Genomic DNA, 25,489 nt, shown 5'->3' on the forward strand with positions numbered 1-25,489 from the left:
CGGGAGCGCCCGTGGGACGCCCACCGGGCCGCCCGGTCCGGCCCGTCGTCGCCTGTACGATGGCGCGTCGTGGCTGTGCCGGTGGTAGATCCCTCGTTGAACCCGACCTCCGCGCCCGGCGTGGCCGAGCCCGGGACGGCCGGCCCGATCGGACGGGCCCGCCGGCGACCGGCGCGGGCCGACGTCCTGGCCATCGGAGCCTATGTGCTGCTCGGTGTTTTCGTGTGCCTCAACTACTGGGTGGACGTGCAGCACCGGGTCTCCTCGCACCTGCCGACGGACCACAGCTGGTTCGAGTGGCTCTTCTCGCACGGCGCGTACTCGCTGCGGCACCTGGAGAACCCGCTGTTCAGCGCCCGGCAGAACGCCCCGGACGGGGTGAACATGATGGCCAACACCTCACTGCTGGGGATGACCCTGCCGCTGGCCCCGGTCACCCTCCTGTTCGGCCCGCAGGTGACGTACGCGCTCTACCTGGGCGGTGCGCTCGCGGCGACCGCCGGCACGTCGTACTGGATGCTCTCCCGGCACCTGGTGCGTTCGCGGGCGGCGGCCTTCGTCGGCGGCGCCTTCCTCGGCTTCGCCCCGGGCATCGTGCACCACGCCAACGGGCAGCCCAACTTCGTCTCCAACTTCCTGCTGCCGGTGATCGTGGCCCGGGTGCTGCGGCTGGGCCGGCCGGGCCGGTGGCGGCGCGACGGGGTGGCGCTGGGGCTGCTGGTGGCGTACCAGATCTTCATCAACGAGGAGATGCTGCTGCTCACCGCGCTGGGCTGCCTGGCGGTGGTCCTCGCGTACGCGGTGCAGCGGCCCCGGGCGGCGCGCGAGCGGGCCGGCGGCTTCCTGGCGTCGCTCGGCGTCGGCGGCGGGCTGGCCCTGCTGCTCACCGGCTACCCGATCTGGTACCAGTTCAACGGCCCGCAGTCCTACCGCGGGTTGCAGGGCGGGGTCTTCCACAACTGGGGCGAGGACCTGGTCGCCTTCGTCACCTTCGCCCGGGACACGGTCGCCGGCGACGAGGCGGTCGAGCGGACCATCGGCCTGACCGAGCAGAACACCTGGTTCGGCTGGCCGCTGGTGCTGGTCGTGCTGGCCGCCCTGGTGCTGCTCTGGCGGCGCAGCCCGGCGGCCCGGATCGTGGGCGTGCTGGTGGTGGTCTTCAGCGTCGCGGCGATCGGCCCGAAGGTGCGCTTCGACGGGGTGGAGACCGGGATCGACGGCCCGTGGGCGTACGTCCCGGACGACCTGCCGCTGGTGGAGATGATGATGCCGACCCGGCTCACCCTGGTGGTGGCCGCGGCGGTGGGCGTCCTGCTCGCGCTGGCCTGGGACGCGGTGGCCGGCTACGGCCGCGCTCACCGGGTGCCGGCCCCGCGCGCCGCCGCCGACGACGCGATCGGCACCGCCGGGGCGGCGTCCGCCGCACCGGCCCGGCGCCGCTGGGTCCGCCCGGTCGGGTACGCGGCACTCACCCTCGCCGTGCTGCCGCTGGTGCCCCGCCCACTGCCCGCGCAGCACGTCGACCCGCCGCCGCACTTCATCACCGCCGGCGGCTGGCGCCCGTACGTCCCGGACGGCCGCACCCTGGTGCCGGTGCCGGTCCCGAGCAACGTGCACGGCCTGTCGACGCTGCGCTGGAGCGCGCTGACCGGGCACGAGTTCCCGGTGCCGGGGGGCTACTTCATCGGCCCGAACGCCAACGGTGAGGGCGTCTTCGGGGCGCCGCTCCGGCCCACCAGCACGCTGATCTACTCCGCCATGGACTCGGGCACCGTGCCGGCGCTGACCGAGGAGAATCGCCGTCAGGCGGCGGCGGACCTGCGCTACTGGCGGGCGTCGGTGGTGGTGCTCGGCGCCCACCCGCGGGAGGCGGTGCTGCGCGAGCTGATGACCGGCCTGCTCGGCCCGGGCCGCCGGGTCGACGACGTGTGGCTCTGGGACGTCCGCCCGCTGGTCGGCTGAGCGGGTCTACCGCCGGCCGCGGAGCGCGGCGGCCGGGTCAGGCGGAGCGGGCGCTGAGCGGCCGGACGTCCCACACCCACACATCCAGCTCCCGCCGGCCCGGGCCGACCAGCTGCTCGACGGTGCGGCGCAGCGGCTCGGCGTGGGACTGGCCCACCGGCAGCACCAGGACGGCGGCGTTCCAGTGCCGCAGCTCGTCCAGGCAGCGCCGGCGCTGGCGGTCGTTCAGCTTCGGGCTGCGCCCGGTGGTGGCGACCTGGTCGAGCAGCCGGCCGATGCCGCTGGGCCGGCCGCCGAAGCGGCCCGGGTCGCCGGTGTTGCCGTTGCGCGGGGCGAGGAAGTAGCCGCCCGGCATCTTGAAGCCGAGGTTGGTGGCCGCCGCCCAGCGCATTCCGTGCGTGTTGCCCATGCTGGGCACCGGCACCGGCACCAGGGTCTGGTCCGGGCCGACGTACTCCCGCCAGCGGTCGGCGGTGATGAAGTCCGGCACCGGCGGGCGGGAGGTGACCTTCAGCGGCATCGGCACGATCGGCAGCAGCGCCAGCACCAGCGCGGCGACGGTGACCGTCCGGGCGTGCCGCCACTCGGCGCCGCGCAGCGTCCAGGCCCGCTGCACGGCCAGCGCCAGCAGCACACCGATCACCACGGAGGTGATCAGGGCGAACCGCGTCGGCACCACCGCGTCCAGCAGCGGCAGCCGGACCAGCAGCTCCCACGGGCCGGCGACCAGGTCCCGGTCCCACCAGGACACCCGCTCGCCGAGGGAGAGCACGGCGAAGAAGAGCCCGGTCGCGGCGAGCGCCCGGACCATCACCTCCCGGCGCAGCCAGATCACCACGCCGACGGCGATCAGGGACAGGCTCCAGCCGAAGAAGGCGTTCTCCTCGGAGTAGTTCGGGGCGAGGTTGACGTTGGCCCGCTCGTTGCCGCCGAAGGTGGGCGAGCCGGGGGCGAAGAAGGCGGCGATGTCGTTGCCGTAGTCGCGGACCGCATCGGTCAGGCCGTGGTAGGCCATCGGCCCGGCGAACTGGATGTAGAGCGGGTAGGCCAGCAGCGCCCCGGCCAGCACCGCGCACGCGGAGAGCCCCACCACCAGTGGCCGCGCGGCTCCCCGCCCGAGCGCCGGCCGCTGCACCACCATCGCGGTCAGGAAGACGCCGCAGGCCAGCGCGGTGAAGAGCAGGATCTCCTCGTTGATGAACGCCTGCGCGGTGACCAGCAGGGCGAGCAGCACCCCGTCCCGCAGCGGGCGGGCCGACCGGGTGAGCACCAGCACCCGCCACACGATGAACGGCAGCAGGAACTGGGAGATGATGTTGGGGTGCCAGTTGGCGTGCGAGAGCATCGCCGGCGAGAACCCGCAGAACCAGGCGCCGACGGCGGCGGCCAGCCGCCGGCGGACGAGGTGCCGGGAGAAGACGTGGTACCAGGCCGCGGCGGTGCCGGTGAGGCCGAGGGTGATCAGCGCCACGAAGGACACCGCGGGTCCGAAGAGCAGGGTGACCGGCACCATCGGGATGCCCAGCGCCAGCACGGCCGTGTTGGCCATCAGGTTGACGCCGTCGGGGTAGTTGAACTGGTCGGTGTAGAACGGGAACTCGCCGTGCAGCACCACCCGCACCGAGTGGGCGAGGAAGAACTGCACCTGGGCGGGGTCGCCGCTGTAGAGGGCGGCCACCCGGTCGGCCGGGTCGACCCAGAGCTGGCTGGTCACCCAGAGCGCGGCGAGCAGGAAGATCCCGTACACCACCAGGTCCTTGCGCCGCGGGGTCCACCGCCACCGCCGGGTCCGCGCGGCCGCCGCCGGCTCCTTCCCGGGTACGCGCGACGGCGTCTCCGGTACGGCGGAGGGGGTCACGGGCGGGGCGATCCTGGCCGGGGCGGGCGGAGGTGCGGTGACGGTCGCCGTGGCGGCGTGGCCGGAACCCCGGGAGTCGTCGGGGTCCGGTGCGGATTCGCCACGGGGCTCGGCAGACGTCACAGTCGGCGGAGTCTACCCGAGTCGGAGATTGGTCCGAAATCCACGCTGGTGTCCCTTGTGGCCGCCGGGCGTGCCGACCCCCGGGCGGCCCCGGCGGTTGCGTACCATGTCAGCTTCCGACAGGACGGCGAGGCGAATCGGGGGCGGACGGGTGGCACCAGCGCGCCGGGGCGGGATCACCGCCGCGCTGCTGGCGGTGGCGCTGACCGCGACGGCCTGTGGGCCGGTCGCCGAGCGCGAGGCCCGGGAGCTGCGGGTCGGCTACGACAGCCTGGACGGCACCCTCAAGGTGTGGCCGCCGCGCGGCGCGCTGGTCGGCGACGCCGCGGCGACGGAGGCCGTGAGCGCGGCGGTGCGCGCCTGGCGCTCGCCGATCGACGACCGGGCGCACCTGCCCTCCTCCGGCATCCTCTGGTCCGGGGAGGTGGACGGCACCCCGCTGGCCCTGGTCGCCGCCGACGTGCCGGGTGAGGCCGCCTCCTGGCTGCTCCAGCTCACCGGCTCCGACGGCCGGTACGCGGTCAACCGGGCCACCGAGTACACCGACCCCGGTTACCTGGCCTACGCCGACGTGCTCCCGGTGCAGCTCGACGACGGCCGCCGCTACCTCACCTCCGGCCGGGTCGTGCGGCTGCTCGGCCCGGACGGCCGGGCGTTGCTGGTGACCGACGGGCTCACCGCGAAGGTGGCCGTGCCGCCCTGCACGGCGGTGCCGGTCACCGCGACGCTGCGGGCCACCGAGTCGCTGCCCCGGGGTCGCGCGGCGGACCGGCTGCTCGACCTGGGCACCGCCACCACCGGCCCCCGCTACCCGCTGGTGCGGGACGAGACCGGCTCCGGCCGACGGGCCCTCGACGGGCTGGACACCTGCGTGCTCACCGGCGACCTGGGACCCTTCGGCAGCATCCCGCGCCGCATCGGCGACCGGGACGCACCCCGCTCGGTGCCGGAGTCGTGGCCGCTGGAGAAGCTGACGGTCCGGGGCATCGGCGAGATGGCGCTGGGCGGCGGGGATGCCCCCGGGGACCTGGAACAGCTCACCTGGGAGACCGCGTCGGGCACGATGACCTCGGTGGTCTACCGGCCGGCCGGCGACGGCGACCCGGTGGTGTCGCCGGCCGACCGGTCCAACCCGTTGCAGACGTACGTGTTGCCGGTGCCCGGGCAGCCCCTGGTGGTGCTGAGCTGGCGCGCCAGCCGGGACGCCTCGCTCTCGGTGCCCCCGGGCACGCCCCGGCTGGTGGACCGCCCGGGCCTGGTGGTGGTGCCGATGCCGGCCGCGAAGCAGACGTTCAGCCTGGCCACCGCGGAGAAGACCTACTACCGCTCCGCCGGCGGTCGCTGACCGTCGGGACGCGGGGCGTACGCCCGACGGGCGGCCCCGGAGAACCGGGACCGCCCGTCGGGCGTACGGGATCAGTTGGCGCTGACGTCCCGGGCGGGCAGCCGGACCGGCTCCACCGGCTCGGAGTCGAGACCGGAGATCCAGCCGGTGACGTCCCGGGCCACGTCCTGGGCGGTCAGCCGCAGGTCGGCGAGGATCTGCGCGCGGGTGCCGTGCGGGTGCCAGTCGGCCGGCACGCCCAGGTCACGCAGCGGAACCCGGACGTCGGCGTCCCGCATCGCCTGGGCGAGGGCGTCACCCACGCCGCCGACCCGGACGCCGTCCTCGACGGTGACCACGAGCCGGTGCCCGGCGGCCAGCTCGACCAGTTCGGCCGGGACCGGGCGGACCCAGCGCGGGTCGACCACGGTCACCCCGTAGCCCTGCTCGGCGAGGCGCGCGGCGACCTCCATGCCCAGCTGGCCGAAGGAGCCCACCGCGACCAGCAGCACGTCGGTCCGCGCCGCCTCGGAGAGCACGTCGACGGTGCCGACCCGGCGCAGCGCCGGCAGGTCGGCGGCGACGGTGCCGGTCGGGAAGCGGACGATGGTCGGGCCGTCGTCGACGGCGACCGCCTCGCGCAGCTCCTCGCGGAGGGTGCTGGCGTCGCGGGGCGCGGCGATCCGCAGGCCGGGCACCACGCCGAAGACCGACATGTCCCAGATGCCGTAGTGGCTCGGTCCGTCCGGGCCGGTGATGCCGGCCCGGTCCAGCACGAAGGTCACCGGCAGCTTGTGCATCGCCACGTCCAGCAGGACCTGGTCGAAGGCGCGGTTGAGGAAGGTCGCGTAGACCGCCACCACCGGGTGCAGGCCGCCCATCGCCAGGCCGGCCGCCGAGGTCGCGGCGTGCTGCTCGGCGATGCCGACGTCGTACACCCGGTCGGGGTGCTTGCGGGCCAGCGCGGCGATGCCGGTCGGCTCGGCCATCGCGGCGGTGATGCCCACCACGTCGGGGCGCTCGTCGGCGACCGCGACCAGCTCCTCGGCGAAGACCTGGGTCCACTTCACCGACGGGGCGGCGAGCAGCCGGCCGGTCTCGGCGTCGAAGGCGCCCGGGCCGTGCAGGCAGTCCGCCTCGTCCTCCTCGGCCGGGCGGTAGCCGTAGCCCTTGCGGGTGACCGCGTGCACGATCACCGGGCCGCCGAAGTTCTTCGCGGCGCGCAGCGCCGACTCGACGGCGGCGATGTCGTGCCCGTCGACCGGGCCGACGTACTTGATGCCGAGGTCCTCGAACATGGCCTGCGGGGCGACCGCGTCCTTAATGCCCTTCTTGACCGCGTGCAGCACCTCGTACATCGGCTTGCCGACGAACGGGGTGTTGCCGAGGGCGTCCTTGACCGTGTCGAGGACCTTCTCGTAGCCGGGGTTGAGCCGCAGCGAGGAGAGGTGGTCGGCGAGGCCGCCGATGGTCGGCGAGTATGACCGGCCGTTGTCGTTGACCACGATGACGAGGGGGTTGCCGGCGGTGGCGATGTTGTTCAGCGCCTCCCAGCACATGCCGCCGGTCAGCGCGCCGTCGCCGACGACCGCGACCACGCTGCGCTGCTCGCCGCGCAGCGCGTACGCCTTGGCCAGCCCGTCGGCGTACGACAGGGCGGTGGAGGCGTGCGAGTTCTCGATCAGGTCGTGCTCGCTCTCGGCCTGGCTCGGGTAGCCGGAGAGGCCGCCGCGCTGGCGGAGCTTGTCGAAGCCGTCCTGCCGGCCGGTGAGGATCTTGTGCACGTACGACTGGTGGCCGGTGTCGAACAGGAGCCGGTCGCGCGGGGAGTCGAAGACCCGGTGCATGGCCAGGGTCAGCTCCACCACACCCAGGTTGGGGCCGACGTGCCCACCGGTGCGGGAGACCTTGGCGATCAGGAAGTCACGGATCTCGGCGGCGAGGATGTCCAGCTGCTCGCCGGTCATCCGCTTCACGTCCTGCGGGCCGCGGACGGCGCCCAGCAGCCGACCGTGGTGGTGGGCCGTGTCCTCTTCAACACTCATGACGAGAGAGTCTATCGGCCGCCCACGAGGCCGCAGCTCGGCCGTGGATCACACCGCCACGACCAGCCGGCGCGGGGGTGTCGCCGGGGTCCGGTCGTGCGGCGGCCCGGCGGGGGTCCAGGAGCCCAGCACGGCGGCCCGGCGGGCGCCGGTCACCGACGGGACGGCCCCCGGCAGGCCGTGCCAGGAGAGCCAGCCGAGCAGGGCGAACGCGTACGCCTCCTTGGCCTGCGCCGGGATGCCCAGCTCGTCGGTGACCCGCAGCCGCCACCGGCCCGCGCCGAGGGCGGCCAGCCGACCCAGCAGGGTGGGGTTGCGCACCCCGCCGCCGGCCGCGATGACCTCCGTCACGCGGTGCCGGTCGCACTCGGCGGCCACCGTCCGGGCGGTCAGCTCGGTCAGCGTGGCCAGCACGTCGTCCGGGGCCACCGGCTCGGCCAGCGCGGCCAGCCGGTCGTCGAGGTAGCCGGCGTGGAAGAGCTCCTTGCCGGTGGACTTGGGCGGCGGGGCGGCGTAGTACGGCTCGGCGAGCAGCAGGTCCAGCAGGCCCAGGTGCACCCGGCCGGCCGCCGCCCGGGCCCCGTCGAGGTCGCAGGGGCGGCCCAGCAGCCGCCGGGCCGCCGCGTCGAGCAGCGCGTTGGCCGGGCCCACGTCGTACCCGAGGACCGGGACGCCCGGCGCGACCACGGTGAGGTTGGCGATGCCGCCGAGATTGAGTGCCGCGCGCGGCCCGACGGCCGCGTCGAGCAGCAGAGCGTCGAAGACCGGCACCAGCGGCGCCCCCTGCCCGCCGGCCGCGACATCCGCGGACCGCAGGTCACTGAGCACCGGTACGCGGACCCGCTCGGCCACCCGCGCCGGCGCGCCGAGCTGCAGGGTGCCGCACGCCCGGCCCTGCTCGACCCAGTGGAAGACGGTCTGCCCCGGCGACACGACCGCATCGGCCGCACCGCCGGCCAGCTCGACGCCGACCGCCGCCGCCTCGGCGAAGACCTCCCCGAGCCGGTTGTCGAGCCGGCAGACGGCCTCGATGGTGGTGCCGGCGGGCGGCAACAGCGCCGCGATCTGCGCCCGCAGCCCGTCGTCGTAATCGAGGCTGTGGTGCCCGAGCGGGCGCAGCGCCAGCGTCTCCCCGTCGAGGGTGAACTCGGCGGCCACCACGTCCACTCCGTCGTACGACGTCCCCGACATCAGCCCAACGATCTTCACCCGGCCAGGCTAGCCGCCACGCCGGCACCCTTCACCGCACGCTTTGCTCTGCTGCAGCGACGGCAACACCGGATGTCCGGATACCGGACGCCAGGTGTTGCGTGGAGTGCAGCAGAGCAAAGCCGCCGAGAGACACCCTCGGCTCCCAGGGCCCGGACCGGCACCGTCGCCGCCCTCGACGACGGCGCTCGGCTCCGGTGCGGCGTCGGCCCCGATCGTTGCGGGGCCGGTCAGGCCGGCGGCAGGAACAGGCCGACCAGCTCCACGTGCTGGGTCATCGGGAACAGGTCGTACCCGCGCAGCCCCGCCAGCCGCCAGCCGGCCCCGGTGAAGGTGCGTACGTCCCGGGCGAAGGCGGCCGGGTCACAGGCCACGTACGCGACCGCGCGCGGCCCGGCGGCCAGCACGTCGCGGACCACGTCGGCGCCGGCGCCGGAGCGCGGCGGGTCGAGCACCACCAGGTTCACCGGGCCGGTGATCCGGCGGCGGGCCAGGGCGGTCTCCACCCGGGCGGCGACCACCTCCACCCGGGGCAGGTCGGCCAGGTTCTGCCGGGCGGCGGCGACGCCCTGCGCCGAGGACTCGACGAGGGTGACCCGGGCGTCCGGCCCGACCCGGCCGGCGAGCGCGGCGGCGAAGAGGCCGGCCCCGCCGTACAGGTCCCAGGCGCTCTCGCCGGGCTGCGGGGAGAGCAGGTCGAGGACCGCGCCGACGAGGACGTCGGCGGCGGCCGGGTGGACCTGCCAGAAGGTGGCAGCGGGCAGGACCCAATCCCGGCCGGCGGCGCGCTCGCGAACCGTCTCCGGGCCGCTGACGGTGGCGGGCACCCCCTCGGTGACCGTGGTGACGCTGACGTCCCCGCCGGTGGAGGCGACCGTCTCGACCGCCTCGGCGTCCGGCCAGCGCGCGCCCGACGGGGTGAGCACCGGCAGCTCCTGGATCGCCGGGTGGGCGATCCGGCAGTAGTCGATCGGGACGACCTCGTGCGAGCGGTGCTTGAGCAGCCCGGCCCGGCCGGCGGCGTCCACCGCGTAGCGGACCCGGGAGCGCCAGCCGAGCGGCCCGCCCGGCAGCGCCTCGACGGTGACGCCGAGCGCGTCGATCTCGGTGTCGGTGAGCCCGCCGAGCCGGGTGAGCTGCTCGCGGACCACGGCGACCTTCCAGGCCAGCTGGGCCTCGGGAGCGACGTGCTGGAGGTCGCAGCCGCCGCACCGGTCCGGCTTCGCCCACGGGCAGGGCGGCTCGACCCGGTCCGGCGACGGATCGAGGATCTCCACCGCGTCGGCCCGGGCGAAGCCCTTGGACAGCTCGGTCACCTCGGCGACCACCCGCTCGCCGGGCAGCGCGTGCCGGACGAAGACCACCTGGCCGTCGACCCGGGCCACGCAGTGCCCGCCGGGGGCGACCGCGTCGACGGTCAGTTCGACCCGCTCGGCCTCCTCCAGCCCGCGCCGCTGCTCCGCGCCGGCGTCGGCGCGCGACGGGACGGTCACGAACGGTCGCCGGTCGGGCCGCCGTCGCCCGGCGGGGTGGAGACCACCGGCGGGACACTCGGTGGCAGGGTGCTGCGCGGCGCCACCCGGGGCCCACGGGCCGGGGTACGGCTCAATGTCTCGTCCAATCGTTGGAGATTCTTGCTGGCCGTGGAGGCGAGCTGCCACGGCACGCTGGTCACCATCACGCCCGGCTCGAAGAGCAGCCGCCCCTTGAGGCGCAACGCGCTCTGGTTGTGCAGCAGGTTCTCCCACCAACGGCCCACCACGTACTCGGGGATGAAGACCGTGACCACGTCCCGGGGCGACGCCCGGCGGGTGGAGGCGACGAAGTTGAGGATCGGCCGGGTGATCTCCCGGTACGGCGAGTCGACCACGGTCAGCGGGACGGGCAGTTCCCGCCGCTCCCACTCCTCCTGCAGATACCGGGTGTCCTTGTCGTCGACGTTGACGGTCACCGCGGTGAGCGTGTCCGGCCGGGTGGCCCGGGCGTACGCGATCGCCCGCAGGGTCGGCTGGTGCAGCTTGCTGACCAGCACGATGGCGTGGTTGCGGGCGGGCAGCACGCCCCGGACCTCGGTCGGCTCCAGCTCGGCGGCGACCCGGTCGTAGTGCCGACGGATGGCCAGCATCAGCAGGTAGATCACCGCCATCGCGGCGATGGCGATCCAGGCGCCGAGCAGGAACTTGGTGATCAGCACGATGATCAGCACGATGCCGGTCATCGCCATGCCGAAGGTGTTGATCGCCCGGGAGCGGATCATCCGGTGCCGGGCCTCCGGGTCCCGCTCGGTACGCAGGTGCCGGTTCCAGTGCCGGATCATGCCGGCCTGGGAGAGCGTGAAGGAGACGAAGACGCCGACGATGTAGAGCTGGATCAGCCGGGTCACCTCGGCCTGGAAGCCGACGATCAGCACGATCGCGAAGACGGCGAGGAAGACGATCCCGTTGGAGAAGGCCAGCCGGTCGCCGCGGGTGTGGAACTGCCGGGGCAGGTAGCGGTCCTGGGCCAGGATCGAGCCGAGCACCGGGAAGCCGTTGAACGCGGTGTTCGCGGCCAGGAAGAGGATCAGCGCGGTCATCCCGGCGACCACGTAGAGCAGCCCCGAACCGGAACCGAAGACCGTCTCGCCGAGCTGGGTGGTGACGGTCTTCTGCACGTACCCGTCGGGGCCGGAGATGATCTGCCGGGCCGGGTCCTCGACGAACTGGAGGCCGGTCAGCCGGGCCAGCCAGATGATGCCGACCAGCATGCTCACCGAGATCGTGCCGAGCAGCAGCAGGGTGGTCGCCGCGTTGCGGCTCTTCGGCGCCTTGAACGCCGGCACCCCGTTGGAGATCGCCTCGACACCGGTGAGCGCGGCGCAGCCGGAGGAGAAGGTGCGCAGCAGCAGGAAGATCAGCGCGAAGCCGGTGACGCTGTGCTCCGCCTGGATCTCCAGCCCGGCGCTCGGCGCGCGCAGGTCGTCGCCGAGGATGAAGTACCGGACCAGGCCGGTGAGGATCATCCCGCCGATCACGATCACGAAGCCGTACGTCGGGATGGCGAACGCGGTGCCGGACTCGCGCAGGCCGCGCAGATTCATCGCGGTGAGCAGCACCACCGCGGTCACCGCGATCAGCACCTTGTGGGTGGCCACGAAGGGCACCACCGAGCCGAGATTCGCCACCCCGGAGGAGACCGACACCGCGACGGTGAGCACGTAGTCGACCAGCAACGCGCTGGCCACCGCGAGCCCCGCCCGGGGCCCCAGGTTGACCGTCGCCACCTCGTAGTCGCCGCCCCCCGAGGGGTAGGCGTGCACGTTCTGCCGGTAGCTGGCCACCACGGTCAGCATCACCACGACGACCGCGAGGGCGATCCACGGGGAGAAGAAGAAGGCCGACGCCCCGGCGATGGAGAGCGTCAGCAGGATCTCGTCGGGCGCGTACGCGACGCTGGAGAGGGCGTCGGAGGCGAAGACCGGCAGGGCGATCCGCTTGGGCAGGAGGGTGTGCTGGAGCCGGTCGGACCGGAACGGTCGACCGACGAGGAGTCGCTTCAGCAGCGAGGTGGGACTGGCCACAAGCGCTAAGGGTACGACCACCCCCCGTCGCGCGGTGGGGGTGCCTGATCACCCCCTCCCCCACCCGCGGGGTACCGTCGGTCCCCCGCCGGCCCGCCGGACGTGGCAGGCTCGCAGACGACAGGCCCGCCGGTGACGGGCGGCACCTTGGGAGGGGCACCGTGCATGTCGTGATCATGGGCTGTGGTCGGGTCGGCTCGACCCTGGCCCACAGCCTGGAGGCCCGGGGTCACTCGGTGGCCGTGATCGACCAGGACGCCGACGCCTTCCGCCGGCTCGGCCCCGACTTCGCCGGCATCACGGTGACCGGCGCCGGTTTCGACGGCGAGGTGCTGCGGCAGGCCGGAATCGAGCGGGCGGACGCCTTCGCGGCCGTCTCCAGCGGCGACAACTCCAACATCATCTCGGCCCGGCTGGCCCGCGAGACGTTCGGCGTCTCCCGGGTCGCCGCGCGCATCTACGACCAGCGCCGCGCCCAGGTCTACGAGCGGCTCGGCATCCCCACCGTGGCCACCGTCCGCTGGACGGCCGACCGGATGCTGCGGCACCTGGTCCCCGAGGGCAACGTGGAGATCTTCCGGGATCCGACCAGCACGGTCTCGATCATGGAAATTCCGGTGCACAAGGAGTGGGTCGGCCGGCCGCTGCACCAGTTGGAGGAGGCCACCGGCGCCCGGGTGGCGTACCTGACCCGGTTCGGCATCGGCACGCTGCCCACCGCGTCCACCGTGGTGCAGGAGGGTGACCAGCTCTACGTGCTGGTCACCGATGACATCGTCGCCTCGGTCACCACGGTGGCCGCGACGCCGCCCGAAGGAGGGCACTGAGCCATGCGGATCGCCATCGCCGGCGCCGGCAACGTGGGCCGCTCGATCGCCCAGGAACTGATCGACAACGGCCACCAGGTGATGCTGATCGAGCGCCAGCCCAAGATGCTCCGGCCGGACCGGGTCCCCGCCGCCGACTGGGTGCTGGCCGACGCGTGCGAGCTGGCCAGCCTGGAGGAGGCGAACGTCGCCGGCTGCGACGTGGTGGTCGCGGCGACCGGGGACGACAAGGTCAACCTGGTGGTGTCGCTGCTGGCCAAGACCGAGTTCGCCGTGCCCCGGGTGGTGGCCCGGGTCAACCGGGCCGAGAACGAGTGGCTCTTCACCGAGCAGTGGGGCGTCGACGTCTCGGTCAGCAAGCCGCGGGTGATGGCCGCCCTGGTCGAGGAGGCGGTGACCGTCGGCGACCTGGTCCGGCTGATGACCTTCCGGCAGGGCGAGGCGAACCTGGTGGAGATCACCCTGCCGCCGACGGCGCCCTACGTCGGCCAGCCGATCCACGCGGTGCCGATCCCCCGGGACGCGGCGCTGGTGGCGATTCTGCGGGGTAAGCGGGTGCTGGTGCCCAGCCCGGACGACCCGATCGAGGCGGGCGACGAGCTGATCTTCGTGTGCACCGCCGCGGTCGAGGACGAGGTCCGCGCGGTGATCCTCGGCCCGGACAGCGTCGAGCGGACCCGAGGCGCCGGCTGAGCCGGACGCCACCGGAAGGTCCCGCCGGCCACCCGGCCGGCGGGCGGGGGGTCAGGCGCCGGGCAGCGGCTGCGGCGCGGTCTCCCGGGTGACCCGGCGGACCGTCCAGACCGTGATCAGCAGCAGCAGCGCGTACGGCGGGTAGCCCAGGGCGAGTCGGGCCACGCCCAGCGCGGTGTCCTGGTGGGCCAGGTAGAGGGCGGCCTGCACGCCGACCTTGGCCAGCCAGACCACGCCCCAGAGCACGGTGAGCTGGGTGAAGGTGCGCACCAGGCGCGGGTCGTCCCGCCACTCGGCGCGCCCCTTGGCGACCAGCACCGACCAGATCCAGCCCACCAGGGGCTGGCGGATCGCCGCCGACACCAGCAGCGCCACCCCGTAGCCGATGCCGTAGAGGATGCCGGGGAGGTAGAAGTCCCGCTCGTCGCCGGTACGCCAGGCGATGGCCGCGCCGATGCCGATGCCCAGGAGCCCGTTGACCGCGTGCCGGACCGGACGGCGCTGGGCCAGCCGGACCACGGCGATCAGCAGCGCCACGCCGACCGAGGCGATCACCGCCGGGCGCAGCTCGCCGAGCACGTTGGCCAGGACGAAGACCACCACCGGGACGCTCGACTCGACCAGGCCCCGCCAGCCGCCGAGCTGGTCGGCCATCTGCTCGGCGAGGCTGGGCAGCCGCTCGTCGTCCTGGGGGCCGGTGACCGGCTCGGTGGCCGGGTGCTGTCCCGTCGTCACTTCGGCGACTCCAGCTCGTAGTACGGGTTGTAGATGACCTTGCGGTCGTCCCGGAGGGCCACCCGGCCGCGCGCGGTGAGGTGGCGGCCCGGCTCGATCCCGGCGATGTGCCGCCGGCCCAGCCAGACCAGGGTCACCACGTCGCTGCCGTCGTAGAGGTCGGCCTCGAGCGTGGGCAGGTTGGTCCGCGGCGTGTAGACCACGGTGCGCAGCCGCCCGGTGACCGAGACCACCTGGCCGCGCGTGCACTGCCGGGCCGGCACGCCGCCGCACTGGGCGCTCTCCCGCTGGAGTTCCTGCGCCTCGATCTCGGCCTCGCTCGCGGTGAGCCGTTGCAGGATGCGCCGCAGCGACACCCGGCCCTGGTCGGTCGACATGACCTCCGAGTCACCTCTCCACGCCGGCCGGCTCGTGCCGGCTCCGCCGCGGCCCCGGAATGCCGGAACCGCCCCGCCAGCGTACGCCGGACCGCCGCTTGGTCGGGTCCGGCACCCGGTCCGACCGGGGACGCCCGCGACACCGTGCAAGAGGGCACGCCGAAGCCCGGGCGGCCCCGGACACGGACCGGGCCCGGCACCGACGTAAGCGTCGGTTGCCGGGCCCGGTGCGGTAGCTCAGGCCTCGCGCGGGGCGGGTGCCGGGGCGGCGTCGCCGCCGGCCTGCTCGCCGGCCTGATCGCCGGCCTCGCGGGGCAGGCGCAGCGGCAGCGGCTCCCGGACCGGCTTCGCCTCCTGCCCCCGGTCGACCACCAGTTCGTCCAGGCACACCGACAGCGGGCCGGCCGCGGCCGGGTTGGTCGCCGCGGCGCCCTGGTAGACGCCCCGGACCATCCAGCGCGGCCCGTCGACGCCGACGAAGCGCAGGTCGGTCAGGCCGTCCGGGGTACGGACCCGGGCGTGCAGCTCGGTGCCGTACTCGCCCTGGACCTCCTGGGCGGCGGCGCCGTCGGCGAACAGGGACTGCCGGATCTCCTCGCGCACCTCGTCCCAGATGCCCTCGGAGCGGGGCGCGGCAAAGACGCCGAGCTGGAGCGCGCTCTCGCCGTGCACCAGCACGACCTGCTGGATCACGCCCTGCGGGTCGGCCTGCACCCGCACCTCGACCTCGGGCACCGCCGGGATGTGCAGGCTGCCCAGGTCGAGCCGCTCCAGGTCGTCCGACACCTCGCTGATGTCGTACGGGCCGCGCGACGGTCCCGTCGCCTCCTCGGCGTCGTACGACTCGAGGACCTCGGCGGCCCGCTCGTCACGGGCGTGCCGCCCGCCATCGGCCCGCTTACGGCTGAAGATCACTGCGTCCACCCTCCGCTGTTCGCACTCACCCTGCCACCTCTTCCGTCCGCCCACCGACCCGGTCCGGGCCGGCCTCTCCGGCCGGCCCACCGGGCGCCGGCACCAGCCCGACGTGCCCGCCGGTGGAACCGTGCCCACCGGCCCCGCGCCGCGACTCGGGCAGCTCGGCCACCGGCTGGAACTCGACCCGCTCCACCCGCTGCACAACGAGCTGCGCGATGCGATCGCCACGGGAGATCTTCGCCGGCACCTCCCGATCATGGTTGATCAGGTTGACCAGGATCTCACCCCGGTAGCCGGCGTCGACCGTACCGGGCGCGTTGAGCACCGTCACGCCGAGCCTGGCGGCCAGCCCGGAGCGCGGATGGACCAGGCCCACGTACCCCTCGGGCAGCGCCAGCGCCACGCCGGTGGGGACCAGGGCCCGGCCGCCGGGGGGCAGTTCGACGTCCGCGGCGGCGACCAGGTCGGCCCCGGCGTCGCCGGGATGGGCGTACGCGGGCAACGGCAGCTCCGGATCGAGCTGCCGTACGGGCACGGGTACCACGTGGGTCACGGTCTCCCTCTTCCATCGGCGTTCGCGGGGTGACCCTGCCATCCTGCCGGGTCGACCGGCCGCCGTGCGCCGTACCCTGGCAGGAGTGAGCCTGTCGCCTTCCCCGTCGCCGTCGGCCCCGCCTCCCGCGGCCGTCGCGGCGTACTCCGAGCGGCTCGGCCTTCCCTGGTGGTTCTGGCTGTCCGGGCTGGCGCTGGCCGCATTCGCCGCCGCCGAGATCTGGATGGGCGGGTCCGGGGTGCGGGCCTGGCTGCCCTTCGTGCTGCTGATCCCGGCGACGGCGGTCGGCCTGTGGCGGCTCGGCCGGGTCCGGGTCGCGGTCCGCGACGGCGAGCTGTGGGTGGACGACGCCCATCTGCCGGTCCGGTTCGTGGCCGACGCGGTCCCGCTGGACGCCGCCGGGCGTCGTGAGGTGCTCGGGGTGGGCGCGGATCCGCTGGCTTTCGTGGTGCAGCGGCCGTGGATCGGCGGCGCGGTGCAGGTGGTGCTGGCCGACCCGGCCGACCCGACCCCGTTCTGGGTGGTGAGCAGCCGGCACCCGGTCGAGCTGGCGAACGCGCTCCTGACGGCCCGCGACGCCGCCGTGAAGGCCCCCGACACCGCCTGAGGGCAACCGACACCGCCTGAGCCGCGACACCGCCTGAGGGCGGCGACGGGGTCAGGGCAGCGCCCGCCGACCGCCGGGCAGCGCGTCGCGCTGCCGGCGCAGGTCGCGCCGGAGCTGGTCGGCCAGGGTCCTGGTGGCCCGGCGGTTGAGGTAGCTGGCCACGGCGGCACCGGTGAGGAACGGGCCGAGCGTGGTGAGGTTGCGGCCGAACCGCTTGAGCAGGGTGTCCCGCAGCTCCTTGCGGGCCGCGGTGCCGAGCACGGCGCTCACCCCGACGCCGGGCATCATCGGGTTGATCCCGCGCTGGCTGGCCCAGGACTGCACCAGGGCGACCGCCCGCTGGGTGCCGCCGGTGGGCAGCGGCGTGCGATAGACCTCGTGCAGCTCGCCGATCAGCTTCAGCTCGATCGCCACCACGGTGACCGTCTCGGCGGCCAGCAGCACGGGCGCGGAGAGCAGGGTCGGGGTGACCACCCACTCGACGGCAGCCACACCCCCGCCGGCCGCGCCGACCCCGGCGGTGGCCCGGGCGGCGTTGCGGACAAGCCGCTCGGCGAGCGCCTCGTCGTCCAGCCCGGGGAAGTGCCGGCGCAGGGTGGCCAGGTCCCGGACGGGTACGTGCGGCGCGACGTCGGCGACCGTCTCGGTCATCCAGCGCACCGCGGATCTCGGCTTGAACAGGCCGCCCAGCCCACGGGCGCGGGCCTGCCCGGCCAGCCGGGTGAGCAGCTGCCGCCGGCGGGCCGGTTCGATGTCGTCGGCGGTCAGCGCCGCCACGGTCTCGCCCAGCTCGTCGCCGGCCCGGTCGGCGGGGTCACCCCCGACGATCGCCGCCCCGGCCGGGTGGGCGCCGCTGGCCGGGTCGTGGTGCCCCGCCTGGGGGCGCGCCGGAACCTCCGGCCCGCCGGCGGCGTCCGGACGCGCGGACGCGTCCGGACGGACACCGGAGTACGGCCCGGCACCGGTGTGCGGAACGGTCCCCCCGGACCCGTCGCTCCGTTCGCCGTGCTCGTTCATGCGCCCGACCTCCCGTGCCTGCGTCGGCGTGGAAACTGCGTGTTACGAGTCAAGCAGCTCCGCGCCGCACCCGCACGGCAGCTCGGGCAGCGGCGACCCCACGGAGGAGGCCGCCGCCGGTGGGTTGGTGCGTCAGACGCACTCGCGGCAGATCAGGTCGCCGTTGCGCTCGACCGCCAGCTGGCTGCGGTGGTGGACCAGGAAGCACCGGCCGCACCGGAACTCGTCCTGCTGCATCGGGAGGACCTTGACGGTCAGCTCCTCGTCGGCGAGGTCGGCGCCGGGCAGCTCGAAGCTCTCGGCCACCTCGGCCTCGTCGACGTCCACGGCGCCCGACTGTGAGTCGACCCGCCGGGCCTTGAGCTCTTCCAGGCTGTCCTCGCCGAGGTCGACCTCGTCGCGACGCGGGGCGTCGTAGTCGGTGGCCATCGGTTTCACTCTCCCATATCGATATTGTCGCTTCCGGTGGTAACGCCGGACGACGTTGTTTCGGTTCCCACTGGCCGGCCACCATTTCTGTCGGTCACCCGACCCGACGGCCGTTCGGGCCGGCACCGCCAGGGAAACTCCCCCAGCGAGCGCGGTACCTTACCCCCCTCCCGGGCGAGGCATGTATACCGCCCTCGCGGCAGAGATGTACGCCCCTGCGCCCTGAGTTGTTCCCAATGTGACTCAGGCGACACGAAGATAGGGGTAGTACTACCCGGTTCCCGGATGGCGCGCCGGCATGTCGGACTGTTTCCACGCGACCGTCGGACAACCGTTAACCTCAGCGGCGTACTCGACGGCCGACGGGGCGGCCCGACCGCCAACGGCCGCCACCACCACCCTCTGTCCGGGAGCGCCCAGATGAGTTTTGCGCGAGTGCGAGCACTCGTTGTCGTCGGTCTTCTGGCGGTCGTCGCCCTGGTCTTCGTGGTCGTCGCGCTGGTGAAGGACACCCAGGGCAAGGCCGGCACGGCCGGGGGCTGCCCGGACGGCTGGCCGCTCGCCGACGTCAGGCTGCGCGAGACCAAGGACGTGAAGATCAACGTCTACAACGCGACCAACCAGCCCGGCCTGGCCGGCAACGTCGCGGACGACTTCCGCAACCGCAAGTTCCAGGTGAAAAAGGAGGGCAACGCCCCCAAGCGCGTCGACGGCGTCGCGGTGCTGCGCTTCGGCCCGAGGGGTGCGGGCTCGGCGCATCTGCTGCGGGCGTACTTCCTCAACAACGCCGACCGGGACTACGACCCGAAGCGCAAGGACGACACGGTCGACGTCGTGCTCGGCAACGGCTTCCAGCAGCTGGCCACCACCACCGAGGTCAACCAGTCCCTCGGTGACCTGGGCGCGCCGACCGCACCGGAAGGCTCCTGCCCGATGCCGGTGAAGTAGTCACCCGTCCGGACCACTCGGCGCGACGAAGCGCCGGTTCTCGTCGCCGAAAGGGCGGTGTCCCCGAGCCGGGGGCACCGCCCTTCTCGCTCACGGGCCGCCGGAGGCGTCCAGGTCGGCGAGCCGGTCGTGCAGCGCCTGGAACAGCGCCGGTGGGGCGGCGAGCACCAGGTCCGGGCCGGCCGGTCGGCCGCGCAGGCCGGTGACCCGCAGGCCCGCCTCGGCGGCGACCAGCCCGCCCGCGGCCTGGTCCCAGGCGGCCAGCCCCTTCTCGTAGTAGGCGTCGACCCGCCCCTCGGCGGCCAGGCAGAGGTCCAGCGCGGCGGCCCCGAACCGGCGGATGTCCCGTACGTGCGGGATCAACTCGGCGACCACCCGGGCCTGGTGGGCGCGGCGCGCGGCGTCGTAGCCGAACCCGGTGGCCACCAGCGCCTGCCCCAGGTCGGACTCGTCCGAGCAGCGCAGCCGCTGCCCGTCGCGCCAGGCGCCGCCCCCGGCGGTGGCGGTCCACTCCTCGCCGGTGACCAGGTTGCGCACCACTCCGGCGACCACCTCGCCGTCCACCTCGGCGGCCAGCGACACCGCGCAGTGCGGCAGGCCGTAGAGGTAGTTGACCGTCCCGTCGATCGGGTCGAGGACCCACCGCACCCCGCTGGCCGCCGCCGTGGGCTCCCCGGCGCCGTACTCCTCGCCGAGCACCGCGTCGTCCGGGCGGAGCTTGGCCAGGGCCTCGAGGACCTGCCGCTCGACGGCCCGGTCGGCGGCGGTGACCACGTCGGTGACCGTGCTCTTGGTCGCGGCGACCGCTACGCCCTCGGCCCGCATCCGGTACGCCGTGGCCGCCGCGTCCCGGGCGACACCGGTGGCGATCTCGAGCAGTTCCTCCGGCGTCGGCGCGTACCGAGTCATCTGGTTCGTCCCCTTCCCGCACGACTGGTACCTCCGGGGCCGCGCGCGGGTATCATCCTTACAAAGTCCACAACTGCGGCCAATTGGCGGTCCCCGCCCGCCGGTGCCCCGTGCGCCGCAGGATGATCGGCGCGGACGGCGTTACAATTCACCCTGCCCACGCGCCACGGACCGCCGAACGGCCGGACCGGGGACACGGGGGTCCCCTCAACGACATCGCCCGGCACGGTGCCCCGCGCTGCGTCGGACGACCCGGCCCGTGCTCGCTCTTCGCCTCCGGAAGGTCATTCGTGACAGAACCCCGCCAGAACGGCGCCGACGTTCGCTCGCTCACCGACACCCTGATCGCGCACGCGCAGAGCGCCGGCGGTCAGTTGACGTCGGCCCAGCTCGCGCGCACCGTCGAGTCCGCTGAGGTGACCCCGGCCCAGGCCAAGAAGATCCTCCGGGCGCTCTCCGAAGCGGGAGTGACGGTGGTCGTGGACGGCTCGGCCAGCACCCGCCGTCGGGTCGCCGCCGCCCGGTCCGCCACCCCGGCCTCCCGGGCCACCACCGCCAAGACCACCAAGAAGGCCGCCGCGCCGGCGCCGAAGCAGGCGCCCGCCGCCGACGAGGCTCCGGCACCCGCCCCGCGCAAGGCGGCCCCGCGCAAGGCCGCCGCCACGACCGCCGGGGTGGCCGCCAAGGCCGCCGCGCCGGCCGCCAAGGCGACCAAGTCGACCCGGGCAACCAAGGCGACCGTGGCCGCCGCCGGTGCGACCAAGACCGCGGCCGGCAAGGCCAAGGGCGAGGGCGCCGAGGGCGAGATCGACCCCGAGGAGCTCGCCGCCACGATCGAGGACGTGGTGGTCGAGGAGCCGGCCGAGCTGGCCCAGGCCGCCGCGACCGACGCCGCCGCCTCCGCGACCGACAACGACTTCGAGTGGGACGACGAGGAGTCCGAGGCGCTCAAGCAAGCGCGCCGGGACGCCGAGCTGACCGCTTCTGCCGACTCGGTCCGGGCCTACCTCAAGCAGATCGGCAAGGTCCCGCTGCTCAACGCCGAGCAGGAGGTGGAGCTCGCCAAGCGGATCGAGGCCGGGCTCTACGCCGCCGAGCGGCTGCGCGCGGCCGAGGAGGGTGAGGAGAAGCTCACCCGCGAGATGCAGCGGGACCTGGGCTGGATCTCCCGTGACGGCGAGCGCGCCAAGAACCACCTGCTGGAGGCCAACCTCCGGCTGGTCGTCTCGCTGGCCAAGCGCTACACCGGCCGCGGCATGGCCTTCCTCGACCTGATCCAGGAGGGCAACCTCGGCCTGATCCGGGCGGTCGAGAAGTTCGACTACACCAAGGGCTACAAGTTCTCCACCTACGCCACCTGGTGGATCCGGCAGGCGATCACCCGGGCGATGGCCGACCAGGCCCGCACCATCCGCATCCCGGTGCACATGGTCGAGGTCATCAACAAGCTCGGCCGCATCCAGCGCGAGCTGCTCCAGGACCTGGGCCGCGAGCCCACCCCGGAGGAGCTGGCCAAGGAGATGGACATCACACCCGAGAAGGTGCTGGAGATCCAGCAGTACGCCCGGGAGCCCATCTCGCTGGACCAGACCATCGGCGACGAGGGCGACAGCCAGCTCGGTGACTTCATCGAGGACTCGGAAGCCGTCGTCGCGGTCGACGCGGTCTCCTTCTCGCTGCTGCAGGATCAGCTCCAGCAGGTGCTGCAGACGCTCTCCGAGCGTGAGGCGGGCGTGGTACGCCTGCGCTTCGGCCTCACCGACGGTCAGCCGCGTACCCTCGACGAGATCGGCCAGGTCTACGGGGTGACCCGGGAGCGGATCCGGCAGATCGAGTCGAAGACCATGTCCAAGCTGCGGCACCCGTCGCGCTCCCAGGTGCTCCGCGACTACCTGGACTGACCCGTCACGTCAACCAAGCGTGTCGGTTTGATCACCAGCCGTAGAACACTCAAAGGTGATCGGTCGGTTGCTCGTTTGTGATCGTTGACGTGGCACCCTTGGTGCACGGCACACTGTCCCCCTGTCAGGTGTGACCTCGGTCCCCCGCGGGCACACGGGGAAGGCAGGGCCCGACAAGGGTGTTAGACGATAGGTGAGCAACGACCGAAGAGATTGTTCATCGGTGACGACCAGAGGAGGAAGGCGATGACCCCGACCCTCACGCCGCCGCCCGAGACGGTGGCCCCCCCAGCCGCCGATGAACGGTGCGACCGCTGCAATGCTGCCGGCAAGCTCCGGATCACTCTGGCGGGTGGGAGCGAGCTGGTGTTCTGTGGGCACCACGCGAACAAGTACGCGGAGGATCTCGTCAAGATCACCGTGCGGTACGCGACGGACCCGGAGTTCAGCTGGCGTGGCGCCGATCTGATGGCGAACTGATTCCGCAACCGTAAGCCGACGACATAGTCGACCGGAGGGACCCAACGGGTCCCTCCGGTCGACTTTTTTGCGCCCCCCAGTGCCCGCGATCTCGACGCAGACGTCCGCCGGGGCCGGTGGGACGGTCGGGTCAGAGGGTCTGCACGGTGGCGATGCGTTCCTCGAGCTGCTCGATGGTCGCCTGGGCGCTGGGCGGCCCGCCGCAGAGCCGGCGCAGCTCGGCGTGGATCTTGCCGTGGGGCTGGCCGGTGCGGTGGTGCCGGGCGGCCACCAGGGCGTTCAGCTGCCGCCGTAGCGCCACCCGGCGCTGGGCCGCGCTCATCGGTGCCGGCGGAGCTTGCGTCGCCGCAGCGGCCGGCTCAGTGGCCTTGTCGGCCGTCCGGCGGCGCTGGGCCGCCAGCTGCTCGGCCTGCCGCTTGGTGAGCAGCAGGGAGACCTGGTCGGCGGTGAGCAGACCCGGCAGGCCGAGGTACTCCTCCTCCTCGGGCGTGCCCGACTGGGCAGCGGTGCCGAAGGAGGTGCCGTCGAAGATCACCTGATCCAGCTCGGCGGTGGCGGAGAGCGCGGTGAACCGCTTCTCCAGCTCGCCGCTGGCCTGCTCGTCGCGCTGGGCGCGCTCCAGCAGGTCGTCGTCGAAGCCCTCACGGTCCTTGGGCTTGCCGAGCACGTGGTCCCGCTCGGCCTCCATCTCGCTGGCGAGCCCGAGCAGGTGCGGCACGCTCGGCACGAAGACCGAGGCGGTCTCCCCCGGCCGGCGGGCCCGGACGAACCGGCCGATGGCCTGGGCGAAGTAGAGCGGGGTGCTGGCGCTGGTGGCGTACACGCCGACCGCCAGCCGGGGGATGTCCACGCCCTCGGAGACCATCCGGACCGCGACCAGCCACCGCTGCTCGGACACCGCGAACGTCGCGATCCGGGCCGAGGCGCCCTGGTCGTCGGAGAGCACCACGGCGGCCTTCTCGCCGGTCGCCTGCTCGATCAGCTTGGCGTACGAGCGGGCGTTCTGCTGGTCGCTGGCGATCACCAGGCCGCCCGCGTCGGCCATCCCGGCGTTGCGCAGCACGGTGAGGCGGGCGTCGGCGGCGCGCAGCACCTGCGGCATCCAGTCGCCGGCCGGGTCCAGGGCGGTCCGCCAGGCCTGCGCGACGAGGTCCTGGGTCATCGGCTCGCCCAGCCGCGCCGCCAGCTCGTCCCCGGCGCTGGTGCGCCACCGGGTCTCCCCCGAGTACGCCAGGAAGAGCACCGGGCGGACGACGCCGTCGCGCAGCGCGTCGGAGTATCCGTAGACCGAGTCGGCGCGGGAGCGCAGCAGCCCGTCCCCGCCCCGCTCGTAGCTGACGAACGGGATGGGGTTGTCGTCGGAGCGGAACGGCGTGCCGGTCAGCATCAGCCGGCGTACGGCGGGCTCGAAGGCCGCCTTGACCCCGTCTCCCCAGGTGCGGGAGTCACCGGCGTGGTGGATCTCGTCGAGGATGACCAGGGTGCGCCGGGTCATGGTGCGCCGCCGGTGCACCTGCGGGGCCATGCCGACCTGGGCGTAGGTGACGACCGCGCCGTGGAAGTCGGCCGAGGAGTGCACGTCGGCGTTGCGGAAGGCGGCGTCGAGCTGGATGCCGACCCGGGCCGCCGCCTGGGACCACTGGGTCTTCAGGTGCTCGGTCGGGGCCACCACGGTGACCGCCTCGACGGTGCCGTCGGCGAGCAGCTCGGCGGCGATCCGCAGGGCGAAGGTGGTCTTGCCCGCGCCCGGGGTGGCGACCGCGGTGAAGTCCTCGGACCGACGACGCAGGTACTCCACCAACGCCTTGCGTTGCCACGCGCGCAGGGGTGGGAACGTCTCGAGCGCCGGCGTCCGGGCTGCCACGCGAAGGCTCCTCTCCGACCGCACGACGGCGGACCGGGGCCGAGGGCCACGGTACCGCCGCCCATGAAAACGCCTCCGCGCAGAAGCTGCCGCGAAGGCCGACTCAGCATAACCAGCCCGGGCCCGTCGCCCCACTCGACGCCACGCTGGTCACATCCGCCACCCCCGCCGGGTCACCGGCGCGGGCGTCGTGACCACCTTCGCCGGGTCAGCCCTGCGGCCCGCGGACCCCGGTCTTCGGCGGGCGCAGCGTGGCGACCGGGGCCGACCAGCGCCGTCGCAGCGCCACCAGCCGGAGTACGAAGACCAGCGCAGCCGCCGCGGTCAGGCCGGCAGCCCCGGCGCGACCGATGGCCTCCAGCAGCACCACCATGATCGATCCGACCAGCGCGGCCACCGCGTAGATCTCCCGGCGCAGCACCACCGGGATCTCGGCGGTGAGCAGGTCCCGGCCGAGCCCGCCGCCGATCGCGGTGAGCATGCCGATCACGATCGCGCCGACCGGTGGCATGCCGGCGTCGAGCGCCTTGAGCGTGCCGGTGACGGTGAACAGTCCCAGCCCCGCCGCGTCGAGCACCAGCACGGTGGTGCGCAGGCGGGCGAGCTGCGGGTGCAGCCAGAAGACGGCGGCGGCGGTGACCGCGGCGGTGGTGGCGTACCGCCAGTCACCGAAGGCCAACGGTGGGACCTCGTCGATGACCACGTCCCGGAAGATGCCGCCGCCGAGCGCGGCCACGAAGCCGACGAACACGACGCCGAAGAGGTCGAGCCGTTTGGCCACCGCCGCGGAGGCCCCGGAGGCGGCGAAGACGGCCACTCCGGTCAGATCGGCGAAGAGCAGGGCGGTGGAGGTGTTCACACCGCCGAAGATTACGTGGGCGGCCGACCCGACCGCCCCGACTCAGTCGCGGTACGAGTCGTAGATCTCCTTGCACTTCGGGCAGACCGGCGAGCCGGGCTTGGCGGCCTTGGTCACCGGGAACGTCTCGCCGCAGAGCGCCACGACGTAGGTGCCCATGACGGCACTCTCGGCGATCTTCTCCTTGCGGACGTAGTGGAACATCTCCGGACCGGTGTCGGCGTCCTTCAGCTCCGGGCGCTCGAGAACCTCTGTGCTCACTTCTCCACCTCCAACTTTCCAGTCTGGCAGG

Annotated in this window: 23 protein-coding genes; 8 read left to right on the forward strand and 15 right to left on the reverse strand. The window is 73.7% G+C overall.

All coding sequences use genetic code 11. From position 1 onward, the window contains the following. The first annotated feature begins 120 nt into the window (after window positions 1-120). Complete coding sequence (locus V6U81_RS06590) at window positions 121-1,962, forward strand: DUF6311 domain-containing protein (protein WP_420883986.1); 1,842 nt, start codon at window positions 121-123, stop codon at window positions 1,960-1,962. Window positions 1,963-1,999: 37 nt separating this feature from the next. On the opposite strand, the gene V6U81_RS06595 is transcribed toward V6U81_RS06590, so the two are convergent. After that, window positions 2,000-3,820, reverse strand: a complete 1,821-nt coding sequence (locus tag V6U81_RS06595) for a DUF6311 domain-containing protein (protein ID WP_420883983.1) — start codon at window positions 3,818-3,820, stop codon at window positions 2,000-2,002. A gap of 274 nt (window positions 3,821-4,094) precedes the next feature. Between V6U81_RS06595 and V6U81_RS06600 the strand changes: the two genes are divergently transcribed. Then, on the forward strand, window positions 4,095-5,288 hold the full coding sequence (locus V6U81_RS06600; protein ID WP_334485488.1) for a hypothetical protein: 1,194 nt from the start codon (window positions 4,095-4,097) through the stop codon (window positions 5,286-5,288). A gap of 71 nt (window positions 5,289-5,359) precedes the next feature. On the opposite strand, the gene dxs is transcribed toward V6U81_RS06600, so the two are convergent. The 4 genes from dxs to V6U81_RS06620 all read right to left on the reverse strand — a co-directional run bounded on the left by dxs (window position 5,360) and on the right by V6U81_RS06620 (window position 12,080). Beyond that, on the reverse strand, window positions 5,360-7,312 hold the full coding sequence (gene dxs / locus V6U81_RS06605) for a 1-deoxy-D-xylulose-5-phosphate synthase (RefSeq protein ID WP_334485490.1): 1,953 nt from the start codon (window positions 7,310-7,312) through the stop codon (window positions 5,360-5,362). 48 nt (window positions 7,313-7,360) lie between these two features. Then, the gene (locus V6U81_RS06610) at window positions 7,361-8,521 is read right to left on the reverse strand and encodes an anhydro-N-acetylmuramic acid kinase (RefSeq protein WP_334485492.1); all 1,161 of its coding nucleotides are present in this window, start codon (window positions 8,519-8,521) and stop codon (window positions 7,361-7,363) included. Between the two features lie 230 nt (window positions 8,522-8,751). Continuing rightward, window positions 8,752-10,014, reverse strand: a complete 1,263-nt coding sequence (locus V6U81_RS06615; RefSeq protein WP_334485494.1) for a class I SAM-dependent RNA methyltransferase — start codon at window positions 10,012-10,014, stop codon at window positions 8,752-8,754. After that, window positions 10,011-12,080: an APC family permease gene (locus V6U81_RS06620; protein WP_334485496.1), complete on the reverse strand. Its 2,070-nt coding sequence runs from the start codon at window positions 12,078-12,080 to the stop codon at window positions 10,011-10,013. The genes V6U81_RS06615 and V6U81_RS06620 overlap by 4 nt, the downstream gene beginning before the upstream one ends. 161 nt (window positions 12,081-12,241) lie before the next feature. Between V6U81_RS06620 and V6U81_RS06625 the strand changes: the two genes are divergently transcribed. Together V6U81_RS06625 and V6U81_RS06630 are read left to right on the forward strand one after the other, a co-directional pair. Then, on the forward strand, window positions 12,242-12,907 hold the full coding sequence (locus V6U81_RS06625) for a potassium channel family protein (protein WP_334485498.1): 666 nt from the start codon (window positions 12,242-12,244) through the stop codon (window positions 12,905-12,907). Window positions 12,908-12,910: 3 nt separating this feature from the next. Further along, window positions 12,911-13,600, forward strand: coding sequence for a potassium channel family protein (locus V6U81_RS06630; RefSeq protein WP_334485500.1), 690 nt, complete (start codon window positions 12,911-12,913; stop codon window positions 13,598-13,600). A gap of 51 nt (window positions 13,601-13,651) precedes the next feature. Here the strand turns inward: V6U81_RS06630 and V6U81_RS06635 are convergent, their stop codons facing one another. From V6U81_RS06635 to dut, 4 genes are all read right to left on the reverse strand, one after another. Continuing rightward, window positions 13,652-14,335 (reverse strand): DUF3159 domain-containing protein, encoded by a 684-nt coding sequence (locus V6U81_RS06635; RefSeq protein WP_334485502.1) that lies wholly within the window; start codon window positions 14,333-14,335, stop codon window positions 13,652-13,654. After that, the gene (locus V6U81_RS06640; RefSeq protein ID WP_334485504.1) at window positions 14,332-14,712 is read right to left on the reverse strand and encodes an OB-fold nucleic acid binding domain-containing protein; all 381 of its coding nucleotides are present in this window, start codon (window positions 14,710-14,712) and stop codon (window positions 14,332-14,334) included. Before V6U81_RS06640 ends, V6U81_RS06635 begins: the two co-directional genes overlap by 4 nt. A gap of 237 nt (window positions 14,713-14,949) precedes the next feature. After that, complete coding sequence (locus tag V6U81_RS06645) at window positions 14,950-15,627, reverse strand: DUF3710 domain-containing protein (protein ID WP_334485506.1); 678 nt, start codon at window positions 15,625-15,627, stop codon at window positions 14,950-14,952. Between the two features lie 25 nt (window positions 15,628-15,652). Beyond that, the gene (dut, locus tag V6U81_RS06650) at window positions 15,653-16,225 is read right to left on the reverse strand and encodes a dUTP diphosphatase (protein ID WP_334485508.1); all 573 of its coding nucleotides are present in this window, start codon (window positions 16,223-16,225) and stop codon (window positions 15,653-15,655) included. Window positions 16,226-16,274: 49 nt separating this feature from the next. Here dut and V6U81_RS06655 point away from each other — a divergent pair, with 49 nt between their 5' ends. Continuing rightward, window positions 16,275-16,790, forward strand: coding sequence for a DUF3093 domain-containing protein (locus V6U81_RS06655; RefSeq protein WP_334485563.1), 516 nt, complete (start codon window positions 16,275-16,277; stop codon window positions 16,788-16,790). 51 nt (window positions 16,791-16,841) lie between these two features. On the opposite strand, the gene V6U81_RS06660 is transcribed toward V6U81_RS06655, so the two are convergent. Further along, on the reverse strand, window positions 16,842-17,807 hold the full coding sequence (locus tag V6U81_RS06660; RefSeq protein ID WP_334485510.1) for a hypothetical protein: 966 nt from the start codon (window positions 17,805-17,807) through the stop codon (window positions 16,842-16,844). A gap of 132 nt (window positions 17,808-17,939) precedes the next feature. Further along, window positions 17,940-18,236, reverse strand: a complete 297-nt coding sequence (locus tag V6U81_RS06665) for a DUF4193 domain-containing protein (RefSeq protein WP_067315205.1) — start codon at window positions 18,234-18,236, stop codon at window positions 17,940-17,942. Window positions 18,237-18,671: 435 nt separating this feature from the next. Here V6U81_RS06665 and V6U81_RS06670 point away from each other — a divergent pair, with 435 nt between their 5' ends. Further along, a complete protein-coding gene (locus V6U81_RS06670) occupies window positions 18,672-19,184 on the forward strand; it encodes a LytR C-terminal domain-containing protein (protein ID WP_334485565.1) in 513 nt (170 codons plus the stop codon). Window positions 19,185-19,274: 90 nt separating this feature from the next. Here the strand turns inward: V6U81_RS06670 and V6U81_RS06675 are convergent, their stop codons facing one another. Beyond that, entirely contained in the window at window positions 19,275-20,093 is an 819-nt protein-coding gene (locus V6U81_RS06675) for an inositol monophosphatase family protein (protein ID WP_334485516.1), read from the reverse strand. 290 nt (window positions 20,094-20,383) lie between these two features. Between V6U81_RS06675 and V6U81_RS06680 the strand changes: the two genes are divergently transcribed. Both V6U81_RS06680 and V6U81_RS06685 read left to right on the forward strand, forming a co-directional pair. Continuing rightward, a complete protein-coding gene (locus tag V6U81_RS06680; RefSeq protein WP_334485518.1) occupies window positions 20,384-21,994 on the forward strand; it encodes an RNA polymerase sigma factor in 1,611 nt (536 codons plus the stop codon). A gap of 246 nt (window positions 21,995-22,240) precedes the next feature. Beyond that, window positions 22,241-22,474, forward strand: a complete 234-nt coding sequence (locus tag V6U81_RS06685) for a DUF7455 domain-containing protein (RefSeq protein ID WP_036374862.1) — start codon at window positions 22,241-22,243, stop codon at window positions 22,472-22,474. Between the two features lie 130 nt (window positions 22,475-22,604). Here the strand turns inward: V6U81_RS06685 and V6U81_RS06690 are convergent, their stop codons facing one another. From V6U81_RS06690 to V6U81_RS06700, 3 genes are all read right to left on the reverse strand, one after another. Continuing rightward, entirely contained in the window at window positions 22,605-24,338 is a 1,734-nt protein-coding gene (locus V6U81_RS06690) for a DEAD/DEAH box helicase (protein WP_334485523.1), read from the reverse strand. Between the two features lie 208 nt (window positions 24,339-24,546). Further along, a complete protein-coding gene (locus V6U81_RS06695; RefSeq protein ID WP_334485525.1) occupies window positions 24,547-25,197 on the reverse strand; it encodes a trimeric intracellular cation channel family protein in 651 nt (216 codons plus the stop codon). Between the two features lie 42 nt (window positions 25,198-25,239). Beyond that, window positions 25,240-25,458 (reverse strand): DUF3039 domain-containing protein, encoded by a 219-nt coding sequence (locus V6U81_RS06700; protein WP_322439187.1) that lies wholly within the window; start codon window positions 25,456-25,458, stop codon window positions 25,240-25,242. Between the last annotated feature and the right edge of the window lie 31 nt (window positions 25,459-25,489).

Source organism: Micromonospora lacuserhaii (assembly GCF_036902735.1).
Lineage (GTDB): Bacteria > Actinomycetota > Actinomycetes > Mycobacteriales > Micromonosporaceae > Micromonospora.